General features: G+C 65.3%; 22 protein-coding genes. 14 read left to right on the forward strand and 8 right to left on the reverse strand.

Features of this window, described 5'->3' with window-relative positions:
• The 3 genes from moaE to I4484_RS09810 all read left to right on the forward strand — a co-directional run bounded on the left by moaE (position 1) and on the right by I4484_RS09810 (position 1912).
• Positions 1-471 carry a molybdopterin synthase catalytic subunit MoaE gene (gene moaE / locus I4484_RS09800; protein WP_197450754.1) on the forward strand — a complete coding sequence of 157 codons (471 nt, stop codon included), beginning with the start codon at positions 1-3 and terminating at the stop codon, positions 469-471.
• Positions 455-1468, forward strand: coding sequence for a GTP 3',8-cyclase MoaA (gene moaA, locus I4484_RS09805; protein ID WP_234283499.1), 1014 nt, complete (start codon positions 455-457; stop codon positions 1466-1468). The genes moaE and moaA overlap by 17 nt, the downstream gene beginning before the upstream one ends.
• Before the next feature lie 153 nt (positions 1469-1621).
• Positions 1622-1912 (forward strand): H-NS histone family protein, encoded by a 291-nt coding sequence (locus tag I4484_RS09810; RefSeq protein ID WP_111412080.1) that lies wholly within the window; start codon positions 1622-1624, stop codon positions 1910-1912.
• A gap of 119 nt (positions 1913-2031) precedes the next feature.
• Here I4484_RS09810 and I4484_RS09815 read toward each other — a convergent pair whose 3' ends face one another.
• Positions 2032-3615, reverse strand: coding sequence for a ribonuclease J (locus I4484_RS09815; RefSeq protein ID WP_197450994.1), 1584 nt, complete (start codon positions 3613-3615; stop codon positions 2032-2034).
• 243 nt (positions 3616-3858) lie between these two features.
• On the opposite strand from I4484_RS09815, the gene purU reads away from it, so the two are divergent.
• Together purU and I4484_RS09825 are read left to right on the forward strand one after the other, a co-directional pair.
• Positions 3859-4713, forward strand: a complete 855-nt coding sequence (purU, locus tag I4484_RS09820; RefSeq protein WP_197450755.1) for a formyltetrahydrofolate deformylase — start codon at positions 3859-3861, stop codon at positions 4711-4713.
• Positions 4714-4734: 21 nt separating this feature from the next.
• A complete protein-coding gene (locus I4484_RS09825) occupies positions 4735-5406 on the forward strand; it encodes an energy-coupling factor ABC transporter permease (protein ID WP_197450756.1) in 672 nt (223 codons plus the stop codon).
• Between the two features lie 4 nt (positions 5407-5410).
• Here I4484_RS09825 and dinB read toward each other — a convergent pair whose 3' ends face one another.
• Both dinB and lexA read right to left on the reverse strand, forming a co-directional pair.
• A complete protein-coding gene (dinB, locus tag I4484_RS09830) occupies positions 5411-6460 on the reverse strand; it encodes a DNA polymerase IV (protein WP_197450757.1) in 1050 nt (349 codons plus the stop codon).
• Between the two features lie 136 nt (positions 6461-6596).
• Positions 6597-7244: a transcriptional repressor LexA gene (lexA, locus tag I4484_RS09835; RefSeq protein WP_197450758.1), complete on the reverse strand. Its 648-nt coding sequence runs from the start codon at positions 7242-7244 to the stop codon at positions 6597-6599.
• A gap of 198 nt (positions 7245-7442) precedes the next feature.
• Here lexA and I4484_RS09840 point away from each other — a divergent pair, with 198 nt between their 5' ends.
• The 6 genes from I4484_RS09840 (at position 7443) to I4484_RS09865 (ending at position 13316) form a co-directional block, all read left to right on the forward strand.
• On the forward strand, positions 7443-8108 hold the full coding sequence (locus I4484_RS09840) for a TetR/AcrR family transcriptional regulator (RefSeq protein ID WP_197450759.1): 666 nt from the start codon (positions 7443-7445) through the stop codon (positions 8106-8108).
• 1 nt (position 8109) lies between these two features.
• A complete protein-coding gene (locus I4484_RS09845) occupies positions 8110-8628 on the forward strand; it encodes a L,D-transpeptidase (protein WP_197450760.1) in 519 nt (172 codons plus the stop codon).
• A 109-nt stretch (positions 8629-8737) separates the two neighbouring features.
• Positions 8738-9751, forward strand: a complete 1014-nt coding sequence (gene nagZ, locus I4484_RS09850) for a beta-N-acetylhexosaminidase (protein WP_197450761.1) — start codon at positions 8738-8740, stop codon at positions 9749-9751.
• A 51-nt stretch (positions 9752-9802) separates the two neighbouring features.
• Positions 9803-10381 (forward strand): hypoxanthine-guanine phosphoribosyltransferase, encoded by a 579-nt coding sequence (locus I4484_RS09855; protein WP_197450762.1) that lies wholly within the window; start codon positions 9803-9805, stop codon positions 10379-10381.
• A gap of 204 nt (positions 10382-10585) precedes the next feature.
• Positions 10586-11857 (forward strand): aspartate aminotransferase family protein, encoded by a 1272-nt coding sequence (locus tag I4484_RS09860; RefSeq protein WP_197450763.1) that lies wholly within the window; start codon positions 10586-10588, stop codon positions 11855-11857.
• Position 11858: 1 nt separating this feature from the next.
• A complete protein-coding gene (locus I4484_RS09865) occupies positions 11859-13316 on the forward strand; it encodes a DUF1338 family protein (protein WP_197450764.1) in 1458 nt (485 codons plus the stop codon).
• 96 nt (positions 13317-13412) lie between these two features.
• Here I4484_RS09865 and I4484_RS09870 read toward each other — a convergent pair whose 3' ends face one another.
• Positions 13413-14903, reverse strand: coding sequence for a CoA-acylating methylmalonate-semialdehyde dehydrogenase (locus tag I4484_RS09870; protein ID WP_197450765.1), 1491 nt, complete (start codon positions 14901-14903; stop codon positions 13413-13415).
• Between the two features lie 37 nt (positions 14904-14940).
• On the reverse strand, positions 14941-16281 hold the full coding sequence (locus I4484_RS09875; protein WP_197450766.1) for an aspartate aminotransferase family protein: 1341 nt from the start codon (positions 16279-16281) through the stop codon (positions 14941-14943).
• Positions 16282-16452: 171 nt separating this feature from the next.
• On the opposite strand from I4484_RS09875, the gene I4484_RS09880 reads away from it, so the two are divergent.
• Positions 16453-17376 (forward strand): LysR family transcriptional regulator, encoded by a 924-nt coding sequence (locus tag I4484_RS09880; protein WP_197450767.1) that lies wholly within the window; start codon positions 16453-16455, stop codon positions 17374-17376.
• Positions 17377-17439: 63 nt separating this feature from the next.
• Here the strand turns inward: I4484_RS09880 and nhaC are convergent, their stop codons facing one another.
• Positions 17440-18963 carry a Na+/H+ antiporter NhaC gene (nhaC, locus tag I4484_RS09885; protein ID WP_197450768.1) on the reverse strand — a complete coding sequence of 508 codons (1524 nt, stop codon included), beginning with the start codon at positions 18961-18963 and terminating at the stop codon, positions 17440-17442.
• A 300-nt stretch (positions 18964-19263) separates the two neighbouring features.
• Here nhaC and I4484_RS09890 point away from each other — a divergent pair, with 300 nt between their 5' ends.
• Positions 19264-19752 (forward strand): Lrp/AsnC family transcriptional regulator, encoded by a 489-nt coding sequence (locus I4484_RS09890; protein ID WP_197450769.1) that lies wholly within the window; start codon positions 19264-19266, stop codon positions 19750-19752.
• Positions 19753-19757: 5 nt separating this feature from the next.
• Here the strand turns inward: I4484_RS09890 and I4484_RS09895 are convergent, their stop codons facing one another.
• Together I4484_RS09895 and I4484_RS09900 are read right to left on the reverse strand one after the other, a co-directional pair.
• Positions 19758-21038 carry an FAD-binding oxidoreductase gene (locus tag I4484_RS09895; protein WP_197450770.1) on the reverse strand — a complete coding sequence of 427 codons (1281 nt, stop codon included), beginning with the start codon at positions 21036-21038 and terminating at the stop codon, positions 19758-19760.
• A 74-nt stretch (positions 21039-21112) separates the two neighbouring features.
• The gene (locus tag I4484_RS09900; RefSeq protein ID WP_197450771.1) at positions 21113-22606 is read right to left on the reverse strand and encodes an aldehyde dehydrogenase family protein; all 1494 of its coding nucleotides are present in this window, start codon (positions 22604-22606) and stop codon (positions 21113-21115) included.
• Positions 22607-22727: 121 nt separating this feature from the next.
• Between I4484_RS09900 and gcvA the strand changes: the two genes are divergently transcribed.
• Positions 22728-23615 carry a transcriptional regulator GcvA gene (gcvA, locus tag I4484_RS09905; RefSeq protein ID WP_197450772.1) on the forward strand — a complete coding sequence of 296 codons (888 nt, stop codon included), beginning with the start codon at positions 22728-22730 and terminating at the stop codon, positions 23613-23615.
• Positions 23616-23660 lie beyond the last annotated feature (45 nt).

A 23660-nucleotide genomic window follows, 5' to 3' on the forward strand; every position in this document is an offset into this window, starting at 1 on the left:
GTGACGATCCGAGTTCAGCAGGCCGCCTTCGATGCCGGCAGCGAACAGCGACAGCTGCTACAGGGGCGTTCGGACATCGGGGCTGTGGTCAGCTTCACCGGGCTGGTACGCGACTTCAACGAGCGTCCCGACGTGAACGCGCTGACGCTGGAACACTACCCGGGCATGACCGAGGCCGCGCTAGGCGATATCGTGGCCGAAGCCGAGTCACGCTGGCCGCTCCAGGGCGTGCGCCTCATCCACCGGGTTGGCCGTCTTTCCCCCGGTGACCCTATTGTCCTGGTGGTGGTGGCCAGTGCCCATCGACGTGCGGCCTTCGAGGCGTGCGACTTCATCATGGATTACCTCAAGACTCGCGCGCCTTTCTGGAAAAAGGAGCACAGCATCACCGGAGATTACTGGGTTGCCGAGCGTGAGTCGGACCACCGCGATGCCAGCCGCTGGGAGAGCGAAAATGACAAATCTTCCTGAGACCTTGCCTTCGGAATTGGTCGACGGTTTCGGTAGGCGGGTTCGCTATGTACGGATCTCCGTCACCGACCGCTGCGATTTCCGCTGCGTCTACTGCATGAGCGAGGAGATGACCTTCCTGCCGCGTGCGCAGATCCTGACCCTCGAAGAGCTGGGCATGGTGGCGCGGGCGTTCGTCGAGATGGGCGTGGAGAAGATCCGCCTGACAGGCGGTGAGCCCCTCGTGCGGCGGGGTATCGACCAGCTGATCGAGCAGACCAGTGCGCTTCCCGGGCTGCGCGACCTGGCCATGACGACGAACGGGGCGGGGCTCGTCAAGCACGCCAGGCGTCTGCGTGAGGCCGGCCTGGGTCGGCTCAATATCAGCCTGGATACGCTCGATCCCGAGCGTTTCCGACGGCTGACGCGCACCGGCGACCTGACACGCGTACTGGAGGGCTTGCAAGCGGCCAAGGAGGCCGGTTTCGCGCAGATCAAGCTCAATGCCGTGATCCTCAAGGGGCGCAACGACGATGAGGTGCTCGACCTGGTCGAATTTGCCAGAGCCCAGGGGGGCGACCTGAGTTTCATCGAGGAGATGCCGCTGGGGGATGTATCCGATCACTCCCGTGCCGAGACCTTCTGCTCGAGCGATGAGGTCAAGGCAGTGATCGAGCAGCGCTACGAGCTGATTCCCACTGCCGAGTCGACACTCGGGCCATCGCGCTATTTTCGCATGGCCGATAGTGCCAGCCGTATCGGTTTCATTTCCCCGCACAGCCACAACTTCTGCGCCAGCTGCAATCGCGTGCGTGTCACGGCCGAAGGGCGGTTATTGCTCTGCCTGGGCAACGAGCACTCGGTCGATTTACGCGCCGTGCTGCGCCAGCACCCGGGCGACCTCGATGCCTTGAAGCGGGCTATCGTCGCGGCGCTGCCGCTCAAGCCCGAACGCCACTATTTCACCACCGACGGTGACGTCCAGATCGTTCGCTTCATGAACATGACCGGCGGCTGAGCGCCTGCAAGAAGGCGGCTATTCCGCGTTCTCTTTCCCGATTATCCTCCTCGCGTTCGCGTGGACTTTTCTTGCCAATTCGGCAAATCGGCATATACTTTTGACGAGTGAGCCTTAGGGCTGACTCGTCGTTTTCTTGCATGGAGGAGGCCAATGTCCAGCGAAACCCTGGAGCGTATCGCCCGTAACAAGAACGTGGCTCGTGCCGCGGCTCGCCAGTTGAGCATGGAGCAGCTGCACAAGCTCTCCGATGTGATCGGCGAGGTCATCGAGCAGAAAAATGAAGAGGAGAAGCTCCGCAAACAGGAAGAAGCGGACAAGGAAAAGAAACTGGCTGAGATCCGCGAGGCCATGAGTGATGCCGGTCTCTCCGTGGAAGATCTCGTAGGGGAACAGCCGCGCCGCCGGCGTGGTCGTCCGCCCAAGAATGCCAGCGGTTCGTGATCCGGTCGGACCCGAATCGTCTGCTCGCGCAACGCGGGTCGGGGGAATGCATGAGGCGTCACCCCCGACCTGTTGACCACATCTTGCCCCGCCTCGGGCCGGTCATGGTCCGGTGGGAATCAGCGGTAGGCCGGTACCTCCACGGGGATCAGCTGGAGGTGAACGTCCGGTAATTGGCGAAGGTGCTGTCCCAGCCAGGAGGTAATGAGAGGCTGCAGGGCGGTACGGAGTTCGGCCAAGGTTTCCGCCTCGACTTCTTCCAGGCGCTCGTCCAGCCATTCGGTGAAGCTCTCTTCGTCCATGGCGCTGACTCGATGCGCGTCCATCATCAGGCGTCCGATACGTGTCCATCCGGTTCTCGTCGAGGCGACCGACAGGGCGAGGTGCAGGATGCCGTGGCGCGGCGAACCATGCTCGGCGGTAAGCCCCGGAAGGGGCGTAACGGCATTCTGGCTGACGATGCAGGGTCGCTGAGGGTGTCTCGATTCCAGCGTCAGCCCCTCGCCATCGAGGCGAATCAAGTCGCCATTGACCGGCGCCAGGGGGGCCTGTATTCCCATCGCTTCCGCCACCTCCTGGTGCGCCTGCTGGTGACGACGCTCGCCATGTACCGGCAGTAGATGACGTGGCTTTATCCAACCATAGAGGGTGCGCAATTCGTCCTGGGCGGGATGGCCTGAGGCGTGAAGTTCGGGGTGGTTGAATTCGTCCCACACCGCCACGTCGAGATGACTCAGGGCATGCTTCAGGCGCTCGATCTGGCGCTCGTTGCCGGGAATCGCCTTGGCCGAGAAGAGAACGGTATCGCCTGCCATCAGTTCGAAACTGGGATGCCGGCCGTTGGCCAGCCGGCTGAGGGCGGCGCGTGGCTCGCCCTGGCTGCCGGTGGCGATGACCAGGACTTCCGTCGGAGGGAGATAGCCAAGATCGCTGGTCGGTACCAGCGCCGGCATGTCGTCCAGGTAGCCGAGGCCTCGGGCTACCGCCACCATGCGCTCCATGGCCCGACCCATCAGGCTGACCCGGCGCCCGCAGCGCTCGGCGGCTCGGGCCACGGCCAGCACGCGGGCCAGGTTGCTGGCGAAGCAGCTCACCACGACGCGCCCCGTGCACTGGGCGAGGCGGTGTTCGAGCGCCCTGGCCACTTCGCCTTCGCTGCGCGAGTGCCCCGGCATGGGGGCGTTGGTGGAGTCGCCGACCACCAGGTCCACCGGCGCCAGGGCACGAAACAGTGCACCCTTGACCGGTGGGCCGATCAACGGCTCCGGGTCGAGCTTCCAGTCGCCGGTATGCAGCACGCGGTAATCGCCGACGGCGATCAGCAGGGCGCAGCTCTCGGGGATGGAGTGCGTCAGCGGCAGGTAGCGCAGGGTGAAGGGGCCGTTCTCCAGGGCTTCGCCAGGCTCGATCACACGGATGGCGTCGACGGCGAGGCCGCGCTCGTGAAACTTGGCCCGCAGCAGGCCGGCCGCCAGCGGAGTGGCGTATACGGGACATTGCCACTTGGGCCACAGCCAGGCGGCAGCGCCGATATGATCTTCGTGTCCATGCGTGATGATCAGCGCCGAGGGGCGGATGTCCAGCGCCTCGGGCGTCTCGAGACTGGGTACCTGTAGCGGGGAATCCGGCAAATCCTGGCGAATCATCATGCCGCAATCGACGGCAATCCAGTCGTTCTCATGCCCGTAGAGCCCCAGGTTCATGCCGATCTCGCCGCAGCCCCCCAGTGGCAGGAAGTAAAGCGGGGAGCGGCGGCGGGGACGAATCGTGGCGTGAGTCGAAGGCATCGGCAAATCTAGACCAGACAATGGAAACTTCACTATACGGATCGTCGCGACCCTCCACAATGCGATGCCGGTGGCGTGTGCGGGAGCAGGCGTGTCGCGGGTCTGCCGAGTTCGCTACAATGCGTGCTCTTCGAACACCGCTCCGTACCAGGTTGGCCCATGTCCCACTATTATCGACTCGTCGTTTCCTGCCCCGACCGCCGCGGCATCGTGGCCCGCGTCTCCGGTTTCATTGCTGGTCACGGCGGTTCCATCACGGAAGCCAGCCAGCACTCCGACCTTGAGGCCGGACGCTTCTTCATGCGCTACGAGATCCTGGCCGACTCCATCGGCATGACCGCCGCCGAGTTGCAGGAGGCCTTCGAGCCTGTGGCGCGGGAATTCGACATGGAATGGGCGCTGCGCGATACGCGCCGTCGGCCGCGGGTGGTGCTCATGGTCTCGCGGGAATCCCACTGCCTGGTCGACTTGCTGTACCGCTGGACGGCCGGTGAGCTGGAGGGCGACATCGTCGGTGTGATCTCGAACCATGACGACATGCGCAGCATGGTCGAGTGGCATGGCCTGCCCTATTACCACGTACCGGTTGGAGCCGATGACAAGAGCGCAGCCTTCGCTGAAGTCGAGCGACATGTGGAGGCAATGGAGGCCGACATCGTGGTGCTCGCCCGCTACATGCAGATCCTGCCGCCGCGGTTGTGTGAGCGCTATGCCGGGCGGGTCATCAACATCCACCACAGTTTCCTGCCGTCGTTTGCCGGGGCACGGCCCTATCACCAGGCCCACTCGCGGGGCGTCAAGTTGATCGGTGCCACCTGTCACTACGTGACCGAGGAACTGGACGCCGGGCCGATCATCGAACAGGACATACACCGCGTGAGCCACTGCCACACGCCGCAGGACCTGGTGCGCTTCGGCCGCGACGTGGAGAAGGCGGTACTGGCGCGCGGCCTGCGCTGGCATCTGGAGGACCGGGTGCTGATACATGGCAACAAGACCGTCGTCTTCGCCTGATCCCTGACTGGTAGTGCGGCAATGACCTTTTCCGAGCCGATTCTGGCCCCCTGGCTGCTGATCGCATGCGGGCTGATCTCGCTGACGGTGCTGGGCCTGGCGCTGGTGCAGCGCCCTTGGCAGCCGCTGCTGGCCGACCACGGCCTGCAGCATCGCTGGCTGGCGGCCAGTGTGGCCGTCGTGCTGCTGTGGCAGCTCAGGGCCCAGTCGGTCGATTGGCTGGCGCTGCAGCTGATGCTGACGGCACTGCTGACGCTGGTCTTCAAGGCGCCGCTGGCACTGGTGACCAATCTGCTGGCCAACCTCTCGCTGGTCGCGTTGGGCAAGGCAGGCTGGCCTCTGCTCGGCGTCAACGTGCTGATTACCGGGTTGGTGCCGGTCCTGGTGATGGTGTCGATATGGCGCATCGTCGATCGCTACCTGCCCGACAACCTGATGATCTTTCTTTTCCTGTGCGGCTTCTTCGGTGCAGCGCTGGCGACGCTGGGCACGGGGCTTGCCGGTCTGGGGCTGGTCATGCTCGGTGCTACCGACCCGGATGCCGTCCATCTGGCCAAGGAGTACGCCCTGTTCCTGCCACTGCTGATGCCGTCGGAGGCCTTTCTCACCGGCATGCTGCTCAGCGTGCTGATGGTCTATCACCCCGACTGGGTCGCCACCTTCAACGACCACCGCTATATCGATACCAAGTGAATCTTTAAAACGGCAGGCTGAGCTGGCGCCGAGCATCGTCCGTCACCAGCCTGACTCCTACGCCGAGCAGCCGTACCGGGCGCGCGCGACGCGCCCAGGCCTGTTCCATCAGGGCAGCGAAATTTTCCAGGTCAGGCAAGCCGCCTCGTGAGTCGAGGGTGGTGAGGGAAAAGTCGTCGAAGCGTACCTTGACGAAAATGCCGGCGACGGGCGGATGCCCGTGGCGGGCGAGCCGGGCGTCGAGGCGCTCGCACAGCGGTGCTAGCTCGGCGTAGCAGAGCGCGAGCTCGGGCAGGTCGCTGGCGAAGGTGGTCTCCGCGCTCACCGACTTGCGTTCGCGCTCGATGCGCACCGGCCTGTCGTCAATGCCTCGCGCGAGTTCGAACAGGCGTCGGCCGAACTTGCCGAACTCCTGCAGCAGGCGTTCCAGCGGCATTGTCTGCAGATCGCTGCAGGTGTCGATGTCGAGCGCCTGCAAGCGCTTGGCCGTGGCCGGGCCGACGCCGTGCAGCTTGGTGACCGGAAGTTGGCGCACGAAGTCGTCCACCTGGGAAGGGGAGATGACGGTCAGGCCGTCGGGCTTCTCCCAGTCGCTGGCGATCTTGGCCAGAAACTTCGACGGGGCGGCGCCTACCGACACCGTGATGCCGACGCGCTTCAGGCACTCCTCCTTCAGCCAGCGTGCCATCCAGGTGGCGCTGCCCGAGAAGCGCGTCACCTCGGTGACGTCGAGAAAGGCCTCGTCCAGTGACAGCGGCTCCACCAGCGGTGTCAGTTCGTGGAAGATCGCCGATATCTGGCGTGACGCTTCGCGGTAGCGGTCGAAATCCCCGCGCAGCAGAGTCAGGTGGGGGCACAGCCGCAGTGCCCGCGCCGTCGGCATGGCGGAGTGAATGCCGTAGGCACGGGCAGGGTAGTTGCAGGTCGCGATGACCCCGCGCCCCTCCGCACTGCCACCGATGGCCAGCGGTACCTCACGCAGCGCCGGGTTGTCACGCATCTCCACCGCGGCGTAGAAGCAGTCACAGTCGGCATGCAGAATCTTGCGGCTCATGGAGATTCGCCAGGACGTCGGAGCTGAGCGAGCGAAGGCCAGACAAGGCAAAAATTGGCGAAAAAGCGGAGTTTGCTGTTGCAAATGAGCATTTTAAGCCAATTTTTAACGCCGTATGGCCAAGCGCAGCCAGCTCTTACCCCAAGGCTTGGCCGTTGCCGCCGCGAATGACCCCCACCCCAATCCCCTCGATCTCGAGTTCTTGGTGGCGCAGATCCACCTCTATCGGAGCGAAGTCGGCGTTCTCGGCCTCCAGCACAACGCGATGACCCTGGCGATGAAAGCGCTTGACCGTGACCTCGTCTTCCAGGCGCGCGACCACGATCTGGCCGTCGCGCACGCGATCGGTGCGATGCACGGCCAGCAGGTCGCCCTCGAGGATGCCGACGTCCTTCATCGAGAGCCCGCGAACCTTGAGCAGGTAGTCGGCGCGAGGCGTGAAGAAATCCGGGGGCAGGGGGCAATAGCGGTCGATGTGCTCGGCGGCGAGGACGGGGCTGCCGGCAGCCACTTCGCCGATGATCGGCAGCCCCTCGCCGCTCGGCTCACTGACGATGCTGTCGGCTTCCTGAGCCGGCAGGCGTATGCCGCGTGAGGTGCCGCGTATCACCCTGATCACGCCCTTGCGTTCCAGTGCGCGCAGGTGCTCCTCGGCGGCATTGGGCGAGCGGAAGCCCAGCGCTCGGGCGATCTCGGCCCGCGTGGGGGGGTAGCCGAATTCGTTCATGGTCTTGACGATGAAGTCATAGACGTTTTGCTGACGCGAAGTGAGCGGGCGTGTCATGGCGAACTCCAGAGGCGTGAAGGCCGTATTGGTCAAGTATACAGCATGGAAGCCCATACAGTAAAAGGCAGCGTGCGGGATCGCGCGGCGTTCGTAAATCGTTTAAAACGCTTCTGGCTGTCGTGACATTGAGCCGTGCATCGTAATGGCGTAGACTTTTGTAATGTTTAAAACAGTCGTTTCCAGTGGGAACTGATCATGGCCCAGACCGATACCGTCACGCGCATCCTCGACACCGCCGAGGTGCTGTTCGCCGAGCGCGGCTTCGCCGAGACCTCGCTGCGCACCATCACCAGCAAGGCTCGCGTCAACCTCGCCGCGGTCAACTATCATTTCGGCTCGAAGAAAGCGCTGATCCAGGCGGTCTTCTCACGCTACCTCGACCCCTTCACGGTGCGCTTCCACCATGCCCTCGACGAGCTCGAGGCTCAGCATGCCGGCAATGTCATCCCGCTGGAGGTGCTTCTGGAAACCATGGCTCGCACCGTGCTCGAGGTGCCGGCCGAGAAGCACAGCCTCAAGGTGTTCATGAAGCTGCTGGGGCTTGCCTACAGCCAGGCCCAGGGACATTTGCGTCGTCACATCCAGGAAGAGTACGGCAGCGTCTTCACCCGCTTCACCGACCTGGTGCGCCGCGCCACCCCGGAGCTTCCCGATGCCGAGCGTTTCTGGCGCCTTCACTTCGTCCTGGGAACGGTGATCTTTACCCTCTCGGGTCTCGACGCGCTGCGCGACATCGCCGAGAAGGACTACCACGAGCATGTTTCGGTGCGCGACTTGATTCGTCGCCTGCGTCCTGTGGTGGTCGCCGCAATGAACGCCCCTCTGCCGCCGCCTGCCGCGCAGCCGGCCAGGGCGAGCTGACATGCATACTCCGCGGCTGGAGGCGTTGCCGCCCCGGGACGGGTGCTGGTTCGAAGTCGACATCGGGCGCCAGTGCCTGGTCCAGTGGCAGGGCGACAGACGCCTGCTGGAGTGGCCCGTATCGACGGCGTTGGCGGGAACGGGCCAACGCGAAGGCAGCGGCTGCACGCCGCTCGGTTGGCATTACGTCAGGGCCGCCATCGGCCATGGGCAGCCGCCGGGTACCGTTTTTCGTGGCCGGCGTTCCACCGGCGAGGTCTATAGCGCGACGCTGGCCGCCGCCCACCCCGGGCGCGACTGGATCCTGACCCGCATCCTGTGGCTGTGCGGACTCGAGCGGGGTATCAATCGCGGCGGCGACGTCGATTCCCAGAGGCGCTATATCTATCTACACGGTACGCCGCCGGATCAGCCGATGGGGGTGCCCCGTTCGCATGGCTGCATCCGCATGCGTGACCAGGCGCTGCTGGAAGTCTTCGCGCTGGCACTGCCGGGCACTCCCGTCTGGCTGCACGAGTGAGCTAGGGAGGAAGCGCCGTTTCCGGTACGGTTCTTACCGCACCGATGGCTGTTGCCGTAGACGGCTTTGGTCTAGAATCAGCTCCCTTTCATGCCCAAGGACTCCGATCATGACCCAGACCCTCGGCCCGGTGATGCTCGATCTGGAAGGCACCGCATTACGCAAGGAAGAGCGTGCGCTGCTCAAGCGCCCCGAAGTGGGGGGCGTCATCCTGTTTTCTCGCAACGTCGAGAATGCGCGGCAGGTGCGGGAGCTTTGCGATGCCATACGGCGCGTACGCCCGGAGCTGTTGCTCGCCATCGACCAGGAGGGCGGTCGCGTGCAGCGGCTGCGTGAAGGGGTGACGCGCCTGCCGGCCATGGGGCGGATCGGCCGGGATTATGCCGTGGCCCCGGAGGTGACCCTGAGGCTGTGTCTCGATGCCGGCTGGCTGCTGGGCATGGAGATGGCGGCCTGCGGCCTTGATCTCAGCTTCGCCCCGGTGCTCGATGTCGATGTTGGCCTTTCCAGCGTGATCGGCGATCGCAGCTTCTCCTCCGACCCCCAGGCCGTGGCGGCCATGGCCGGCGCCTTCGTCAGCGGCTTGCACGAAGCCGGCATGGCGGCGGTGGGCAAGCATTTCCCCGGCCACGGCGGGGTGGCGGCGGATTCCCACCTGGAGCTGCCGGTCGACGAGCGCCCGCTCGAGGCGCTGCGCCGGCACGACCTGGTGCCGTTCGCCGAACTCGCCGGCCGGCTCGACGGCGTGATGCCGGCTCACGTGATCTATTCCGCCTTCGATTCGCGCCCGGCGGGCTTCTCGACAAGCTGGCTGGGCCTGCTGCGCGAGTCGCTGGGCTTCAAGGGGGCTATCTTCTCCGACGACCTCGGCATGGCCGGTGCCGGCTTTGCCGGGGCGCCGGGCGAGCGGGCCATGGCCGCGCTGAGTGCCGGTTGCGACATGGTGCTGGTGTGCAATGACCGTGCGGCGGCACTCGAGGTGCTGGACGCCTGCCAGGGGCGAACCACGCGGCTGACGGCGCGCCTGCGTTACGGCCGGGCGCGTCCCGACATCGAGGCGCTCGAGGCCCTGGGGCGCTGGCGCCGGGTGCATGCGCGCCTGGAAGCCATGGCCACGCTCTGATCCGTCTTGTCGTTTTCCCTATTCGTTTACCTGCTTTGACACGAGTCCTTCATGCCCAAACTCGAAGCCGATTTTCACGACTCCCTGGCTACCATGCGCGACGTCATGGAGAATGCCGACTGCCTGATCAGCCACGCAGAGGTCGAACGCGCCCTGGATCGCATGGCCGAGCAGATCACCGCCGACCTGGGCGACAAGCTGCCGGTGTTCTACTGCGTGATGAACGGCGGCCTTATCACCACGGGACACCTGCTGACCCGGCTGGGATTCCCGCTGGAAGTCGATTACCTCCACGCCACCCGCTATCGCGGCGGCCTGCGTGGCGGAGAGCTGTTCTGGCGTGTGTCGCCCGAGATCCCCATGGCCGATCGTCATGTGGTCATCGTCGACGACATCCTCGACGAAGGCGCGACGCTTGCCGCCATTCTCGACTACTGCCGCGAAGCCGGTGCGGCGAGCATTTCCACCGCCGTGCTGGTGGACAAGCGCCATGATCGCAAGGCGGTGCCGGGCCTCAAGGCCGACTACTGCAGCCTCGAAGTGGTCGACCGCTACGTGTTCGGCTTCGGCATGGACTACAAGGGGTATTGGCGCAATGCGCCGGGGATATTCGCGCCTAAAGGGCTCTAGCTCGCGAATACCTCATCCGCGATAGTTTTCGGAATGCCAACGCAAGCCATGGATGCAGATTGCTGAAAGTTTGGTGGAAAAAGTATAAGACGCCTTTTTTCATGACTTTATGGAATGCATAGGCGTCTTTTTTTCGTTTGAGCATGCCCTCGGCCATCTGCTCTCATTGCGCTTCTGACCTCTCATGCTTGCGGGACATTGTTCATGGATTTACCTCACGTCAGCCAGGGCCTGGGCATCGTGCACCCCATCTGTATCGAGCGGGGGCGTAATGCCGAGGTGTGGGACGAGCGTGGCGCGCACTATATCGACTTCATTGGCGGTATCGGCGTCCTCAACCTGGGACATTCGCATCCCGCGATCGTCGAGGCCGTGAAGTCGCAGGCCGATACGCTGATACATTCGGCGTTCAACGCCGTACCACACCGCGGCTACCTGGAAGTCGTCGAGGCGTTGGATGCCTTCGTGCCCGTCTCCTATCCGCTCTCCTGCATGCTCACCAACAGCGGTGCCGAAGCCACCGAGAACGCCTTGAAGGTGGCGCGTGCGGCGACCGGGCGCCAGGCGGTCATCGCCTTCGACGACGGCTTCCATGGGCGCACGCTGGCGGCGTTGAATCTCAATGGCAAGGTGAAGCCCTACAAGAACCGCCTGGGCGCCTTGCCGGGCCCGGTCTACCACGTGCCTTTCCCCAGCGGCGACAGCGATGTCGATGCCGACCAGGCCATGGCCGCCCTGGAGCGCCTCTTCGAGGTCGAAACACCTGCCGATGAAGTGGCGTGCATCATCGTCGAACCGGTCCAGGGCGAGGGTGGTTTCCGCGTGCTATGTGGCGACTTCGCCAAGCGGCTGCGTGCCCTGTGCGACAGCCACGGCATCGTGCTGATCCTCGACGAAATCCAGTCGGGGTTCGGGCGTACCGGGACCCGCTTCGCCTTCTCACGGCTGGGCGTCGAGCCCGATCTGCTGCTGATGGGCAAGAGCATGGCGGCGGGGCTGCCATTGGCGGCGGTGGCGGGTAGGGCGGAGTTCATGGACGCCGTGCCCAAGGGCGGGCTGGGCGGTACCTACTCGGGCAACGCCCTGGCCTGCGCTGCGGCGCGTACGGTGATGGCCCTGATGAGCGAAGAGGCCCTGGCGAGCTGGGGAACGCGCCAGGAGGCGCTGATCGTCGAGACCCATCGACGCTGGCAGGCCAGTGGGCGCTTCCCGATGCTGGGCAAGCTCACCGGCGTGGGCGCCATGCGCGGGATCGTCTTCGAGGACACCGACCGGGCCAGCGGTGCCGAGCACCTGGCTGCGCTGCTGGCGGCGGCGCGCGAGGCCGGCGTGTTGCTGATGCCCAGCGGCCGACGGCGCAACGTGCTGCGTTTGCTGGCGCCGCTGACCGCCGAGCCCGACACCCTGCAAGAAGGACTCTGGCGGCTCGAGCGCGCCCTGGAATCGCTCGTTCAACCCAATACCGAGGAGGCCTGAATTGCCTGCCCCCTACCTTTCTTCCGATGAGATCCGCGACCGCTTTTCCCGGGCCATGTCGGTGATGTACCAGGCGGAAGTGCCGCAGTACGGGGCGCTGCTCGATCTGGTCGAGCGCGTCAACCGGCAAGTCCTGGAGGCCGATCCCGCCCTGGCCGAGCGTCTTGCCGCCCATGGCGAACTGGAACGCCTCGGTGCCGAGCGTCATGGTGCCATTCGCGTGGGCACGGCCCAGGAGCTGGCCATGCTGCGTCGCCTGTTCGCCGTCATGGGCATGCATCCGGTGGGCTACTACGACCTCTCCGAAGCCGGCGTGCCGGTACACTCCACGGCCTTCCGCCCGGTGGATGACGCGGCGCTGGCGCGTAACCCCTTCCGCATCTTCACGTCGCTGCTACGCCTCGAGCTGATCGAGAGCCCCGCACTGCGGGAGCGGGCCGCGGCCATCCTTGCCGGCCGCGATATCTTCACCCCGGGCTGTCGCCAACTGATCGGAGTCCATGAAGCGCAGGGCGGGCTCGATGAAGAGCAGGCCGAGCGCTTCATCGGCGAGGCCCTGGAGACGTTCCGCTGGCATCGCGACGCCACGGTAGACCTGGACACCTACCAGGCGCTGCATGCCGAGCACCGGCTGATCGCCGACGTGGTCTGCTTTCGCGGCCCGCACATCAATCACCTCACGCCGCGCACGTTGGACATCGACGAAGTGCAGGGGCGCATGCCCGACGCCGGCATGCAGCCCAAGGCGGTGATCGAGGGGCCGCCCCGCCGCAACTGTCCCATCCTGCTGCGCCAGACCAGCTTCAAGGCGCTGGAGGAGGGAATCCGTTTTGCCGGTGAGCGGCAGGGGACCCATACCGCCCGCTTCGGTGAAATCGAGCAGCGCGGCATGGCGCTGACCGCCAGGGGACGTGAGCGCTACGACAGCCTGCTTGGCGAAGCGCGGCGCCGCTCCGCCGGGCTCGACAACGAGGCGCATCAGCGTGTGCTCGAAGACGTCTTCGCCGACTTCCCCGATGACGAGACCGTTCTGCGACGCGAGGGGCTGGCCTTCTTCCACTATCGCCTCACCGACGCCGGCACGGCGGCGGTCCGTGTGGAGAGTGACGCCGGCACGGCAGCGGTCCATGGGGAGAGTGACGCCGGCACGGCAGCGGTCCGTGGGGAGAGTGACGCCGGCACGGCGGCAGGCCGAGTGGAGGGCGCCAGCCTGGAGGCGCTGATCGCCCAGGGCCTGGTGGAGGCGTTGCCACTTACCTACGAAGACTTTCTGCCGGTCAGTGCGGCAGGGATCTTCCAATCGAACCTGGGGGGCGGGCAGAACGGGGCCTATGCCGGCAACGCCAATCGCGAGGCCTTCGAGCAGGCCTTGGGGGCGCCGGTCAGCGATGAGCTGGCACTCTATGCCGAGCGTGAGCGGGCCTCCCGCAAGGCGGTGCTTCAAGCCCTGGGGCGCTGAGCAGCGCCTGTCACCCGAACGCTCAAGCCGTGAGAATGGCGCAAATGAAAAAGCCGAACCAGGAGACCTGGTTCGGCTTCATGCCATCGCCTGGCGTCAGGAGGGGAAGGAGAACTGCGCGCCCTCGCGAACCCCGGCTGACGGCCAGCGCTGGGTGACGGTCTTGCGCTTGGTATAGAAGCGCACGGCATCCGGCCCGTAGGCGGCCAGGTCGCCGAACAGCGAGCGCTTCCAGCCGCCGAAGCTGTGGTAGGAGACCGGCACCGGCAGCGGCACGTTGATGCCGACCATGCCCACCTGGATATTGTCGCTGAAGTAACGGGCCGCTTCGCCGTCACGGGTGTAGAGGCAGGTACCGTTGCCGTACTCGTGGTCGTCGATCAGCTTCATGGCTTCCTCCATGGAGCCGGCGCGCACCACCAGCAGCACCGGCCCGAAGATCTCCTCCCGGTAGCAGGTCATCTCGGCGGTCACGCGGTCGATCAGGGTGCCACCCACATAGAAGCCGCTTTCGAAGCCCGGCACCTCAACGCCGCGGCCATCGACCACGATCTCGGCGCCCTGGGCCTCGGCGCTGTCGATGTAGCCGCACACCTTCTGCTGATGAGCCTGGGTGATCACCGGGCCGAAATCGTTCCCGGCGTCGGAGAAGGGGCCGACCTTGAGGGACGTCAAACGCTCGCGCATCTTGGCGACCAGGGCGTCGGCGGCAGCGTCGCCCACGGCCACCGCCACGGAGAGGGCCATGCAGCGCTCGCCCGATGAGCCGAAGGCGGCGCCGGTGAGCGAATCGACCACGTTGTCCATGTCGGCGTCGGGCATCACGATGGCGTGGTTCTTGGCGCCGCCAAGCGCCTGGCAACGCTTGCCGTTGGCGCTGGCGCGGCCGTAGATGTATTCGGCGATCGGCGTGGAGCCGACGAAGCTGACGGCCTGGACGCGCGGGTCGTCGAGCAGGGTATCGACGGCTTCCTTGTCGCCGTTGACGACATTCAGCACCCCGGCGGGCAGGCCCGCTTCCAGCGCCAGTTCGGCGATGAACAAGGCCGAGGTCGGGTCGCGCTCGGAGGGCTTGAGCACGAAGGTGTTACCGCAGGCGATGGCCATCGGGTACATCCACAGCGGGACCATGGCCGGGAAGTTGAACGGCGTGATGCCGGCCACCACGCCCAGCGGCTGGAACTCGCTCCAGGAGTCGATGCCGGGGCCGACATTCTTGCTGTACTCGCCCTTGAGCAGCTCCGGCACGCCACAGGCATACTCCACGTTCTCGATGCCGCGCGAGAGTTCCCCCTTGGCATCGTGGACGATCTTGCCGTGTTCCTGGCCGATCAGGCGGCAGATCGCGTCGGCATGCTCTTCGAGCAGCTGCTTGAAGCGGAACATGACGCGGGCGCGCTTGGCCGGCGGCGTGTTGCGCCAGGCCGGGAAGGCAGCCTGGGCGCTAGCGATGGCCTGTTCGACGGTGGCTTTGCCGGCCAGACTCACCTGGCCGCTCACCTCGCCGGTGGAGGGATTGAAGATGTCCTGGGTGCGTCCTTCGCCGGCGACGCGTGCGCCGTCGATCAGATGGCCGAGCGTGGTCATTTGCATTGCCTCTAGATAAAACGAGTGTCTGTTGTCTTCAGTCGAGTTCGCCGAGGGTCTCACCCAGCACGTTCACGAGACGGTCGATCTCGTCGCGCTCGACGATGAAGGGCAGGCCGAGCTGAATGGTGTCGCCGCCGTAGCGCACATAGAAGCCCTTGTCCCAGCACTTCATGGCGATCTCGAAGGGGCGCCGGGCCGGCTCGCCGGGGTAGGGCTCGATCTGCAGGGCCCCGGCGAGCCCGTAGTTGCGAATGTCGCTGATATAGCGGCTGCCCTTGAGCCCATGCAGGGCCTCCTCGAAGACCGGGCTCATCTCGCGTACGCGCTCGATCAGGCGATCGTTCTCGAGCACGTCGAGTGCCGCCAGCGCGGCGGCACAGGCCACCGGATGCCCCGAGTAGGTGTAGCCGTGGGGCAGTTCGAGCAGGTAGTCGGGGCCGCCCTGCTCCATGAAGGTGTGATAGATCTCTCCCTGCACGATGACTGCGCCCATGGGCACCGCGCCATTGGTCAGCTGCTTGGCCACGTTGAGGATATCCGGCACCACGCCGAACTCCTCGGCGCCGGTCATGGCGCCCATGCGGCCGAAGCCGGTGATGACCTCGTCGAAGATCAGCAGGATGTCGTGCGCATCGCAGATTTCTCGCAGCCGCTGCAGGTAGCCCTTGGGCGGCGGAATCACCCCGGCCGAGCCGGCCAGCGGCTCGACGATCACCGCGGCGATGTTGGACGCATCGTGCAGTGCAATCAGCTCCAGCAGTTCCTCGGCCCGCTCGGCGCCACGCTCGGGCATGCCCCGGGTGAAGGCGTTTTCCGCGAGCAGGGTGTGGGGCAGGTGGTCGGCATCGACGCCCTGTCCGAAGAGGGCGCGGTTGGCGCCGATGCCACCCAGGCTGAAGCCACCGAAGTTGACCCCGTGATAACCCTTGGCGCGACCGATCAGCTTGGTCTTGGTCGGCTTGCCCTTCTTGCGCCAATAGGCGCGGGCGATCTTCAGTGCGGTGTCGGCACTCTCCGAGCCGGAGCCGGTGAAGAACACATGGTCGAGGCCCTGGGGCATCAACCCACGGAGCCGATGGGCCAGCTCGAAGGCCTTGGGGTGGCCGAACTGGAAGGCTGGCGAATAGTCCAGCTCGGCTAGCTGGCGGGCCACCGCCTCGGTGATCTCGGGGCGACAGTGACCGGCACCGCAGGTCCAAAGCCCCGACAGGCCGTCGAAGACCCGGCGGCCCTGGGCATCGGTCAGGTAGCTGCCCTTGGCGCCGACGATGATGCGCGGGTCGCGCTTGAACTGGCGGTTGCCGGTGTAGGGCATCCAGTAGGCGTCCAACTGCTCCTGGCTCAGGCCGGCGCGCAGCGATTCATGAACAGACATGTCAGCACCTCGGTTGGCATTGCCGTTATTGGTGGCATTTAGTAGCAGGCTAGGTCGAACTGAGGATAAGTTAAATCCAGATATTTTGAAGCTTACGCAAGCGGTTGGTTAACTTTTCAGTCGGGCGGCGATATGCTCGAAGGCGAACGTCATGAACGAAGGGAGCGGCCCATGTCACGCCGCAAGGAGGCCCTGTCGGCCCAGCCCGGCGATGCCGATCTGCGCCTGCTGAAGATCTACCGCAAGGTGGTGGAGTGCGGCGGCTTTTCTGCTGCCGAGGTAGAGCTGAACATCAGCCGCGCCGCGATCAGCATGGCGATGAACGACCTCGAGACGCGGCTCGGCCTGCGGCTGTGTCAGCGTGGGCGCAGTGGCTTCTCGCTGACCGATGAAGGCGCGGAAGTCTACCAGGCGACCTTGCAGCTGCTGGCCGCGGTCGAAGGGTTTCGCACCCGGGTCAATGGCCTGCATGCCTGGCTCAAGGGCGAGCTCAACATCGGTATCACCGACAACCTGGTGACCATGCCGCAGATGCATATCACTCATTCCCTCAGCGCACTCAAGGAGCGCGGTCCGGACGTGCGCATCAACATCCGCATGATCCCGCCCAGTGAAATCGAGCTGGGCGTGCTCGATGGTCGCCTGCATACCGGCGTGATACCGTCGCTCAAGACCCTGCCGGGACTCGACTATCTCCCGCTGTACGCGGAAACCTCCCAGCTCTACTGCGCCTCGGGCCACCCCTTGTTCGAGGTCGAAGACGTGACCGAGCACCAGTTGGCGAACTGCGACGCGGTGGTGCCGGCCTATGCCCAGACGCCAGAGGTCAAGGCGCTGCACGAGCCGCTCAGGGCCGCTGCCTCGGCCACCGACCGGGAAGGGATCGCCTTTCTCATTCTCTCCAACCGCTTCATCGGTTACCTGCCGACCCACTATGCCGAACGCTGGGTGGGAAGTGGCCGGATGCGGGCCCTGAACCCCGCGCGCTGGCACTATCTCACCCACTACAGCGCCATCACCCGTAAGGGCGCCCCGCCCAACCTGGTGCTGGAAACCTACCTCGAAGAGCTGCGGCGGTTGCAAAAAGGCGAATGAAAAAAACCGGCAGGCCTGGCCTGCCGGGTGGCTGAACACAATCCCACCGAGGCGAGAAGCGGGTCAGCTGGTTCGTGTCGCCGGGGTGGCGCTCACGGAAGCCTCGCCGGCGGCGCCGAGGTCGGTGGCGATGGCTTCTCCCTGCTCCTCCCAGAGCTGGCGCTCCTCTTCGGTGGCGCGGGGTGAGAACATCCCGATCTGGGCATAGAGCAGGCCGATCACCGGCGACAGCCAGCAGGCGAAGGCCAGCGGAATGTAGAGCAGGTTCTCGACGTTACCGTCGGCGATTCCCAGCGCCAGGGCGCTGATCACGAAGGCACCGCCAGCGTTCCAGGGGATCAGCGGCGAGATGAGCGTGCCGCCTTCCTCGATGGCGCGCGACAGGTTCAGGGTCGAATAGCCCATGCCGCGATAGGTGGGGGCATACATGCGGCCGGGCAGGGCGATCGAGAGGTAGGGGTCGCCGGCGACCAGGTTGGTGGAGACCGAGGTCAGCACGGCCGAGGTCTGCAGCCCGGCGAAGCTTCGCACCTTGGTCATGATGGCGCGGATGATCGCCTCCAGGCAGCCGGTCTTCTCCAGTGCACCGCCGAAGCCCAGCGCGATGAGCACCAGCGAGATGGTCCACATCATCGACTGGATGCCGCCGCGGTTGAGCAGGCTGTCCATGGCCGCGACGCCGGTGTCGATCGAGTAACCGCTGTTGGCATAGGTCAGCACCTCATGCACGCCGGCCCCCTGCACGAGCATGGCGGTGACCGCACCGGCCAGGGCGCCGGCGAACAGCGACGGGATGGGCGGCATGCGCTTGACCGCGAGCACGATGACCAGCACCGCCGGCAGCAGCAGCCAGGCGGAAATGGTGAAGTTCGCCTGCAGCGCCGAGGTGATGGCCTCGATCCGCTCGAAGGAGGCGGAGTTGTCGTCGATCAGGGCGAAGCCGGCACCGAGATAGATGGCGAAGGCGATCAGCATGGCCGGCACCGTCGTCGGCATCATGTTCTTGATGTGCGAGAAGATGTCGGTGCCGGTGACCGCCGGGGCGAGGTTGGTGGTATCCGACAGCGGCGAGACCTTGTCGCCGAAGAACGCGCCCGAGACCACCGCGCCGGCGGTCCAGTACATCGGGATGTCGAAGCCGGCGCCAATGCCCATCAGGGCCAGGCCCACCGTGCCGACGGTGCCCCAGGAGGTACCCAGTGCCAGCGAGACGATCGAGCACAGCAGCATGGCCGCGGCCAGGAAGATGGTCGGCGAGAGGATCGTCAGGCCGTAGTAGATCAGGGTCGGCACGGTGCCGCTGGCGATCCAGACGCCGATGATCATGCCGACGCAGATCAGCACGGAAACGGAGGGCAGCGACACGTGGATGACGTGGAAGATGCCCTCTTCGATCTGCTTCCAGCGGAAGCCGAGCTTGACGCCGACGAGCGACGTGATGGCCAGGCCGATGGCCAGGGGGATATGGGGCGTGAAATCGCCGAAGTAGAACAGCTGAACTGCCAGTACCAGCAGTGTCAGGACGACGGGAGTCAGCGCCAGCGCCAGACTTGGCTGCTGGTACTGGATGGGCGTTGAACTTTTCATATTAAACTTTACCTTGGGACCAATGTGCGTTGTTCTTGGTTTGCTTATTCATCGATAAGCACGACTTAATCGATAAGCATTACGCAGTTTCCCAACCCTCATCGCCATGGGCAGGCGGCAGGGCCGATCACTGGGTTCGCTCCTGGAGTCGTCTTGGGCTCACCTCCTCGGGTCGTTGTCGCTTGTTGTCATGAGCACCGTCCTTCAAGCCTAATTGTTGGCCAATCTTGATAGGAATTGGCTCCAAATAACGCTAGATTGTTTTACCTTTGTCCTTAAAAACAAATATGAGTAGGCAATATGGCTGCCAAGCTGGACCGCATAGACCGTCGGATCCTGAACCAGCTGCAGGAGAATGGGCGGCTTTCCATCGTCGAACTCGCCAGCCGGGTCAATCTGACCAAGACGCCTTGCGCTCAGCGGGTGCGTCGGCTCGAGCAGGCCGGCATCATCCGCGGCTACCGTGCCGACCTCGACCCCGAGCAGCTGGGGGCGGGCCACGTGCTGGTGGTGCTGGTGACGATGGAAAAGACCAGCGAAGACGCCCTGGATCGTTTCAACGAGGCCGTGCGCCTCATCCCCGAGGTGCAGGGCTGCTACATGGTGGCGGGAAACTTCGACTACATGCTCAAGGTGAGAACTCACGATATCTCCCATTACCGGGCCGTGCTGGTCCAGCAGATCGGCCGGTTGCCGAATGTCCATCAAACGCACTCCTTCGTGGTGATGGAGCTGGTGAAAGACGAAGTGACGGTGCCGGTTCCCATCGATAACTACTTTCAGCCGTAAGCAGCTCAACCCAGCACTCTCAGGCATTGCCCCGTGTGATAGAGCGTGAAGCCGCTTTCGTAACCGGAGCTGCGTAGCGCCCTGGCCCGTATCGGCCGGGGTGTGCGAATCGGCAGGGGCAGGGCGCCCTCCTCGCCGGTCATCAGGTATTGGGCGAACCCCTTGCCCACCACGGTGCCAGTGGTGATACCGCGCCCGTTGTAGCCGGAAACGCCCAGCACACCCGGGGCGAGTTCGAAGAGGCGCAGCGTATGATCGGGCGTGAAGCCGATTCGCCCCGTCCAGCTGTATTCCCACTCGATGCTGCCCAACCGAGGGAAATAGTGACGCTGGATGCGATTGGCCCAGCAGCGCAGGAAGGCGGCAGGCTTGCCTTCCCCCTTGCCAAGACTACCGAGAATCAGTCGGCCTTCTGCATCGCGACGGAGGCTGCTCAGCACCATGCGGGTATCCCAGGCGCCCTGGCGCCCCGGCAGGATCTCATCGGCTGCCGCGCCGGATAGCGGTCGGGAGGCGACCTGGTAGAAGTGGCCGACGAAGAAGTGGCGGCGGACCTCGTTCCAGCGATCCTCGGTGTAGGCATTGGTGGCAAGTACCAGGCGCTGGGCCTGGACGCTGCCGTGAGCGGTGGTGATCCGCCAGCCGTCTCTCGCCCGGGCGACGGCGGTGGCGGCGCTATGGGTGTACAGGCGTGCGCCGGCCGCCTGCGCGGCACGTGCCAGGCCGCGGGTGTAGGCGGCGGGGTTCAGGGTCCCGGCACGGTGGTCGAGCAGGGCGCGGCGGATGCGCCGGGTGCCCACGTATTCCCGGCAGGCCGTTGCCTCGAGCAGTTCCACGGGTGCCCCACGCCGTTGCAACTGCTCCGCTCGTCGTGACAGTTCCTGCTCGCCCTTGCCATTGTGTGCCAGGTGCAGGGTGCCGGTACGGGTCGCCTGGCACGCGATGCCGTGCCGTTCGATCAGCGAGAAGACGACCGCGGGTGCGCCGCCGAGGATGGTGTTGGCGCGCTCGCCGATCTCCTCGCCAAGCACCGCGAGAATATCGTCCGGTGGAATCCACAGTCCCGCATTGACGAGGCCGACATTGCGTCCCGAAGCGCCGCTGGGTAGATCGCCCGCTTCGATCAGGGTCACGCTGACGCCAGCCTCGGCCAGGTGCAGGGCGGTGCTGAGACCGGTAATCCCTCCTCCGATCACCAGCACATCGGTGCGGTGATCGCCCTGCAGCATGGTCAGCTCCAGGGGCGGCTCCGGAGAGGTGTCGTGCCAGAGACAGCGTTCCTTCATTGTGCCTCCCGTACATGAAGTATTGGGGAAGACCTCGGCGAGCCGCTGCGCCGAGGCCGAGGGTGCCCTGCCGGTCAGTCGAACTTGATGCCCTGGGCGAGCGGCAGCTCCCTGGAGTAGTTGACGGTGTTGGTCTGGCGGCGCATGTAGCTCTTCCAGACATCGGAGCCCGATTCGCGGCCGCCGCCGGTCTCCTTCTCGCCACCGAAGGCGCCGCCGATCTCGGCGCCGCTGGGGCCGATGTTGACGTTGGCGATACCGCAATCGCTGCCTACCGCGGAGACGAAGGTTTCCGCCTCGCGCACGTCGGTGGTGAAGATGCAGGAGGAGAGCCCCTGGGGTACGTCGTTATTGAGTGCGATGGCTTCGTCGAGCGCTTCGTAGCCGATCACGTAGAGAATCGGTGCGAAGGTTTCGTGCCGCACCAGGTCGCTCTGGCCTTCGACCTCGACGATGGCCGGCGCCACGTAGTAGCCCTCGGGATACTGCTCGGCGAGCTGGCGCTGGCCGCCGAATACGTTGGCACCCTGCTCGCGGGCCTGGGTCAGCACCGCCTGCATGGTGTCGAAGGCCTGGCGGTCGATCAGCGGGCCGATCAGGTTGCCTTCGAGCGGGTCGCCGATACTGATGCCGGCATAGGCCTGCTTGAGCCGGGCGACGACCTCTTCCTTGATGGAGTGATGCACGACCAGGCGGCGCAGCGTGGTGCAGCGCTGGCCGGCGGTCCCCACCGCCGAGAAGAGAATGGCGCGCACGGCCATGTCCAGGTCGGCGCTGGGCGTCAGGATCATGGCGTTGTTGCCGCCCAGTTCGAGGATGCTGCGACCGAAACGGGCGGCCACGCGCGGCCCCACTTCACGGCCCATCCGCGTGCTGCCGGTGGCGCTGATCAGGGGAATCCTGGCGTCGTCGGTCAGCTGCTCGCCCGCGGCACGTTCGCCGATGATGACCTGGCTGAGGTGCTGAGGCGCGTCGTCGCCGAACTCGGCCATGGCGCGCTCGAGCAGCGCCTGGCAGGCCAGGGCGGTGAGAGGGGTCTTCTCGGAGGGCTTCCACAGCAGGCTGTCGCCGCATACCAGGGCCAGTGCCGCGTTCCAGGCCCAGGGGGCGACCGGAAAATTGAAGGCGGTAATCAACCCGATCGGGCCGAGCGGGTGCCAGCTCTCGCGCATATGGTGCCCGGGGCGCTCGGAGGCGATGGTAAGGCCATAGAGCTGGCGGGACTGCCCAACGGCGAGGTCGCAGATGTCGATCATCTCCTGCACTTCACCGAGCCCTTCCTGGAGGATCTTGCCGCACTCCCAGGTGACCAGTGCGCCCAGGTCCTCCTTGTGGCGGCGCAGCTGATCGCCGAACAGGCGCACCAGTTCGCCGCGACGCGGGGCGGGCACCTGGCGCCACGCTTCAAAGGCGCGCTGGGCGTTGGCGATGGCCGTGTCGATCTCCTGGGCAGTGGCCGTGCGCACACGACCGATCTCGCTGCCGTCGATGGGAGTGGCGACCGCGATATCGCCGTTTCGGTACTGTTCAGGCGCCACGCCGAGGCGCTGCATCAGGGAGTCGATCATTCTTTCTCCTATCGTTATCATCAGAGAATGTCGTGGCGCCCAGTATCGCTACCGCTGCCGAGCGGCAACAAGCGACGATTACGACACATATCATTCCTTAATTTCATGCTAGGCGGGCGAAATGAGTCGTCGACACCTTCCTTCCCTGGCCGGGCTGCAATGCTTCGAGGCGGCGGCCCGCCATCTGAGCTTCACCCGCGCGGCAGATGAGCTGAGCCTGACCCAGAGCGCCGTGAGCAAGCAGGTCGCACAGCTGGAGTCGATCCTGGAGCACCCGCTGTTCCGGCGCATTCGTCGGCGCCTGCACCTCACCCCCGAGGGGGCGATCTACCTTGGCGAGGCGCGCAAGATCCTCGCCCAGGTGGAGATGTCGACGCGCTACATGCAGTCCTACGGCGGCGAGGCGGACGTGCTCAACGTGGCGACCCTGCCCACCTTCGGGGCGCGCTGGCTGATCCCGCGGCTCAACGGTTTTCGCTTTCGCCACCCCAACATCAACCTCAACATCAGCAACCGGGTCGAGCCGTTCGACATGCAGCAGGAGCGGGTGGAGGTGGCGTTCTTCTTCGGGCACGGAGCCTGGCCCAAGGCCGAATGCATCCGATTGCTCGAGGAGGAGATCGTGCCGGTCTGCTCGCCGCAGGCGCTGGAGGGCATGAGGGTGGAAGAACCGCTGGCGCTGACGCGGCTCGTGCTGCTGCAGAGCGCCACCCGGCCGGAGGCATGGCACGACTGGTTCGATGCCCAGGGCCAGTACACCGAGCACAGCTATCATGGGCCGCGCTTCGATACCTTCTATATGGCGCTGCGAGCGGCGCAGGCCGGCTGCGGCGTGGCGCTGGTGCCGCGCTTCCTGGTCCAGGAGGAGATCGACGAGGGCAAGCTGGTGGTACCCTGGCCGTTCAGCCTGAAGAGCCGGGACGCCTATTACATGGCCTACCCGGAGCACATGGCGGACCTCTACAAGGTGCGTGCCTTCATCGACTGGATACGCGAGCGCATCGTCTGACGGCGAAACGCAAGCGCCCCTGCCGGGGCAGGGGCGTGACGGTCG

The sequence above is a fragment of the Halomonas sp. SS10-MC5 genome (genome assembly GCF_015992245.1).
Classification (GTDB): domain Bacteria; phylum Pseudomonadota; class Gammaproteobacteria; order Pseudomonadales; family Halomonadaceae; genus Halomonas; species Halomonas sulfidoxydans.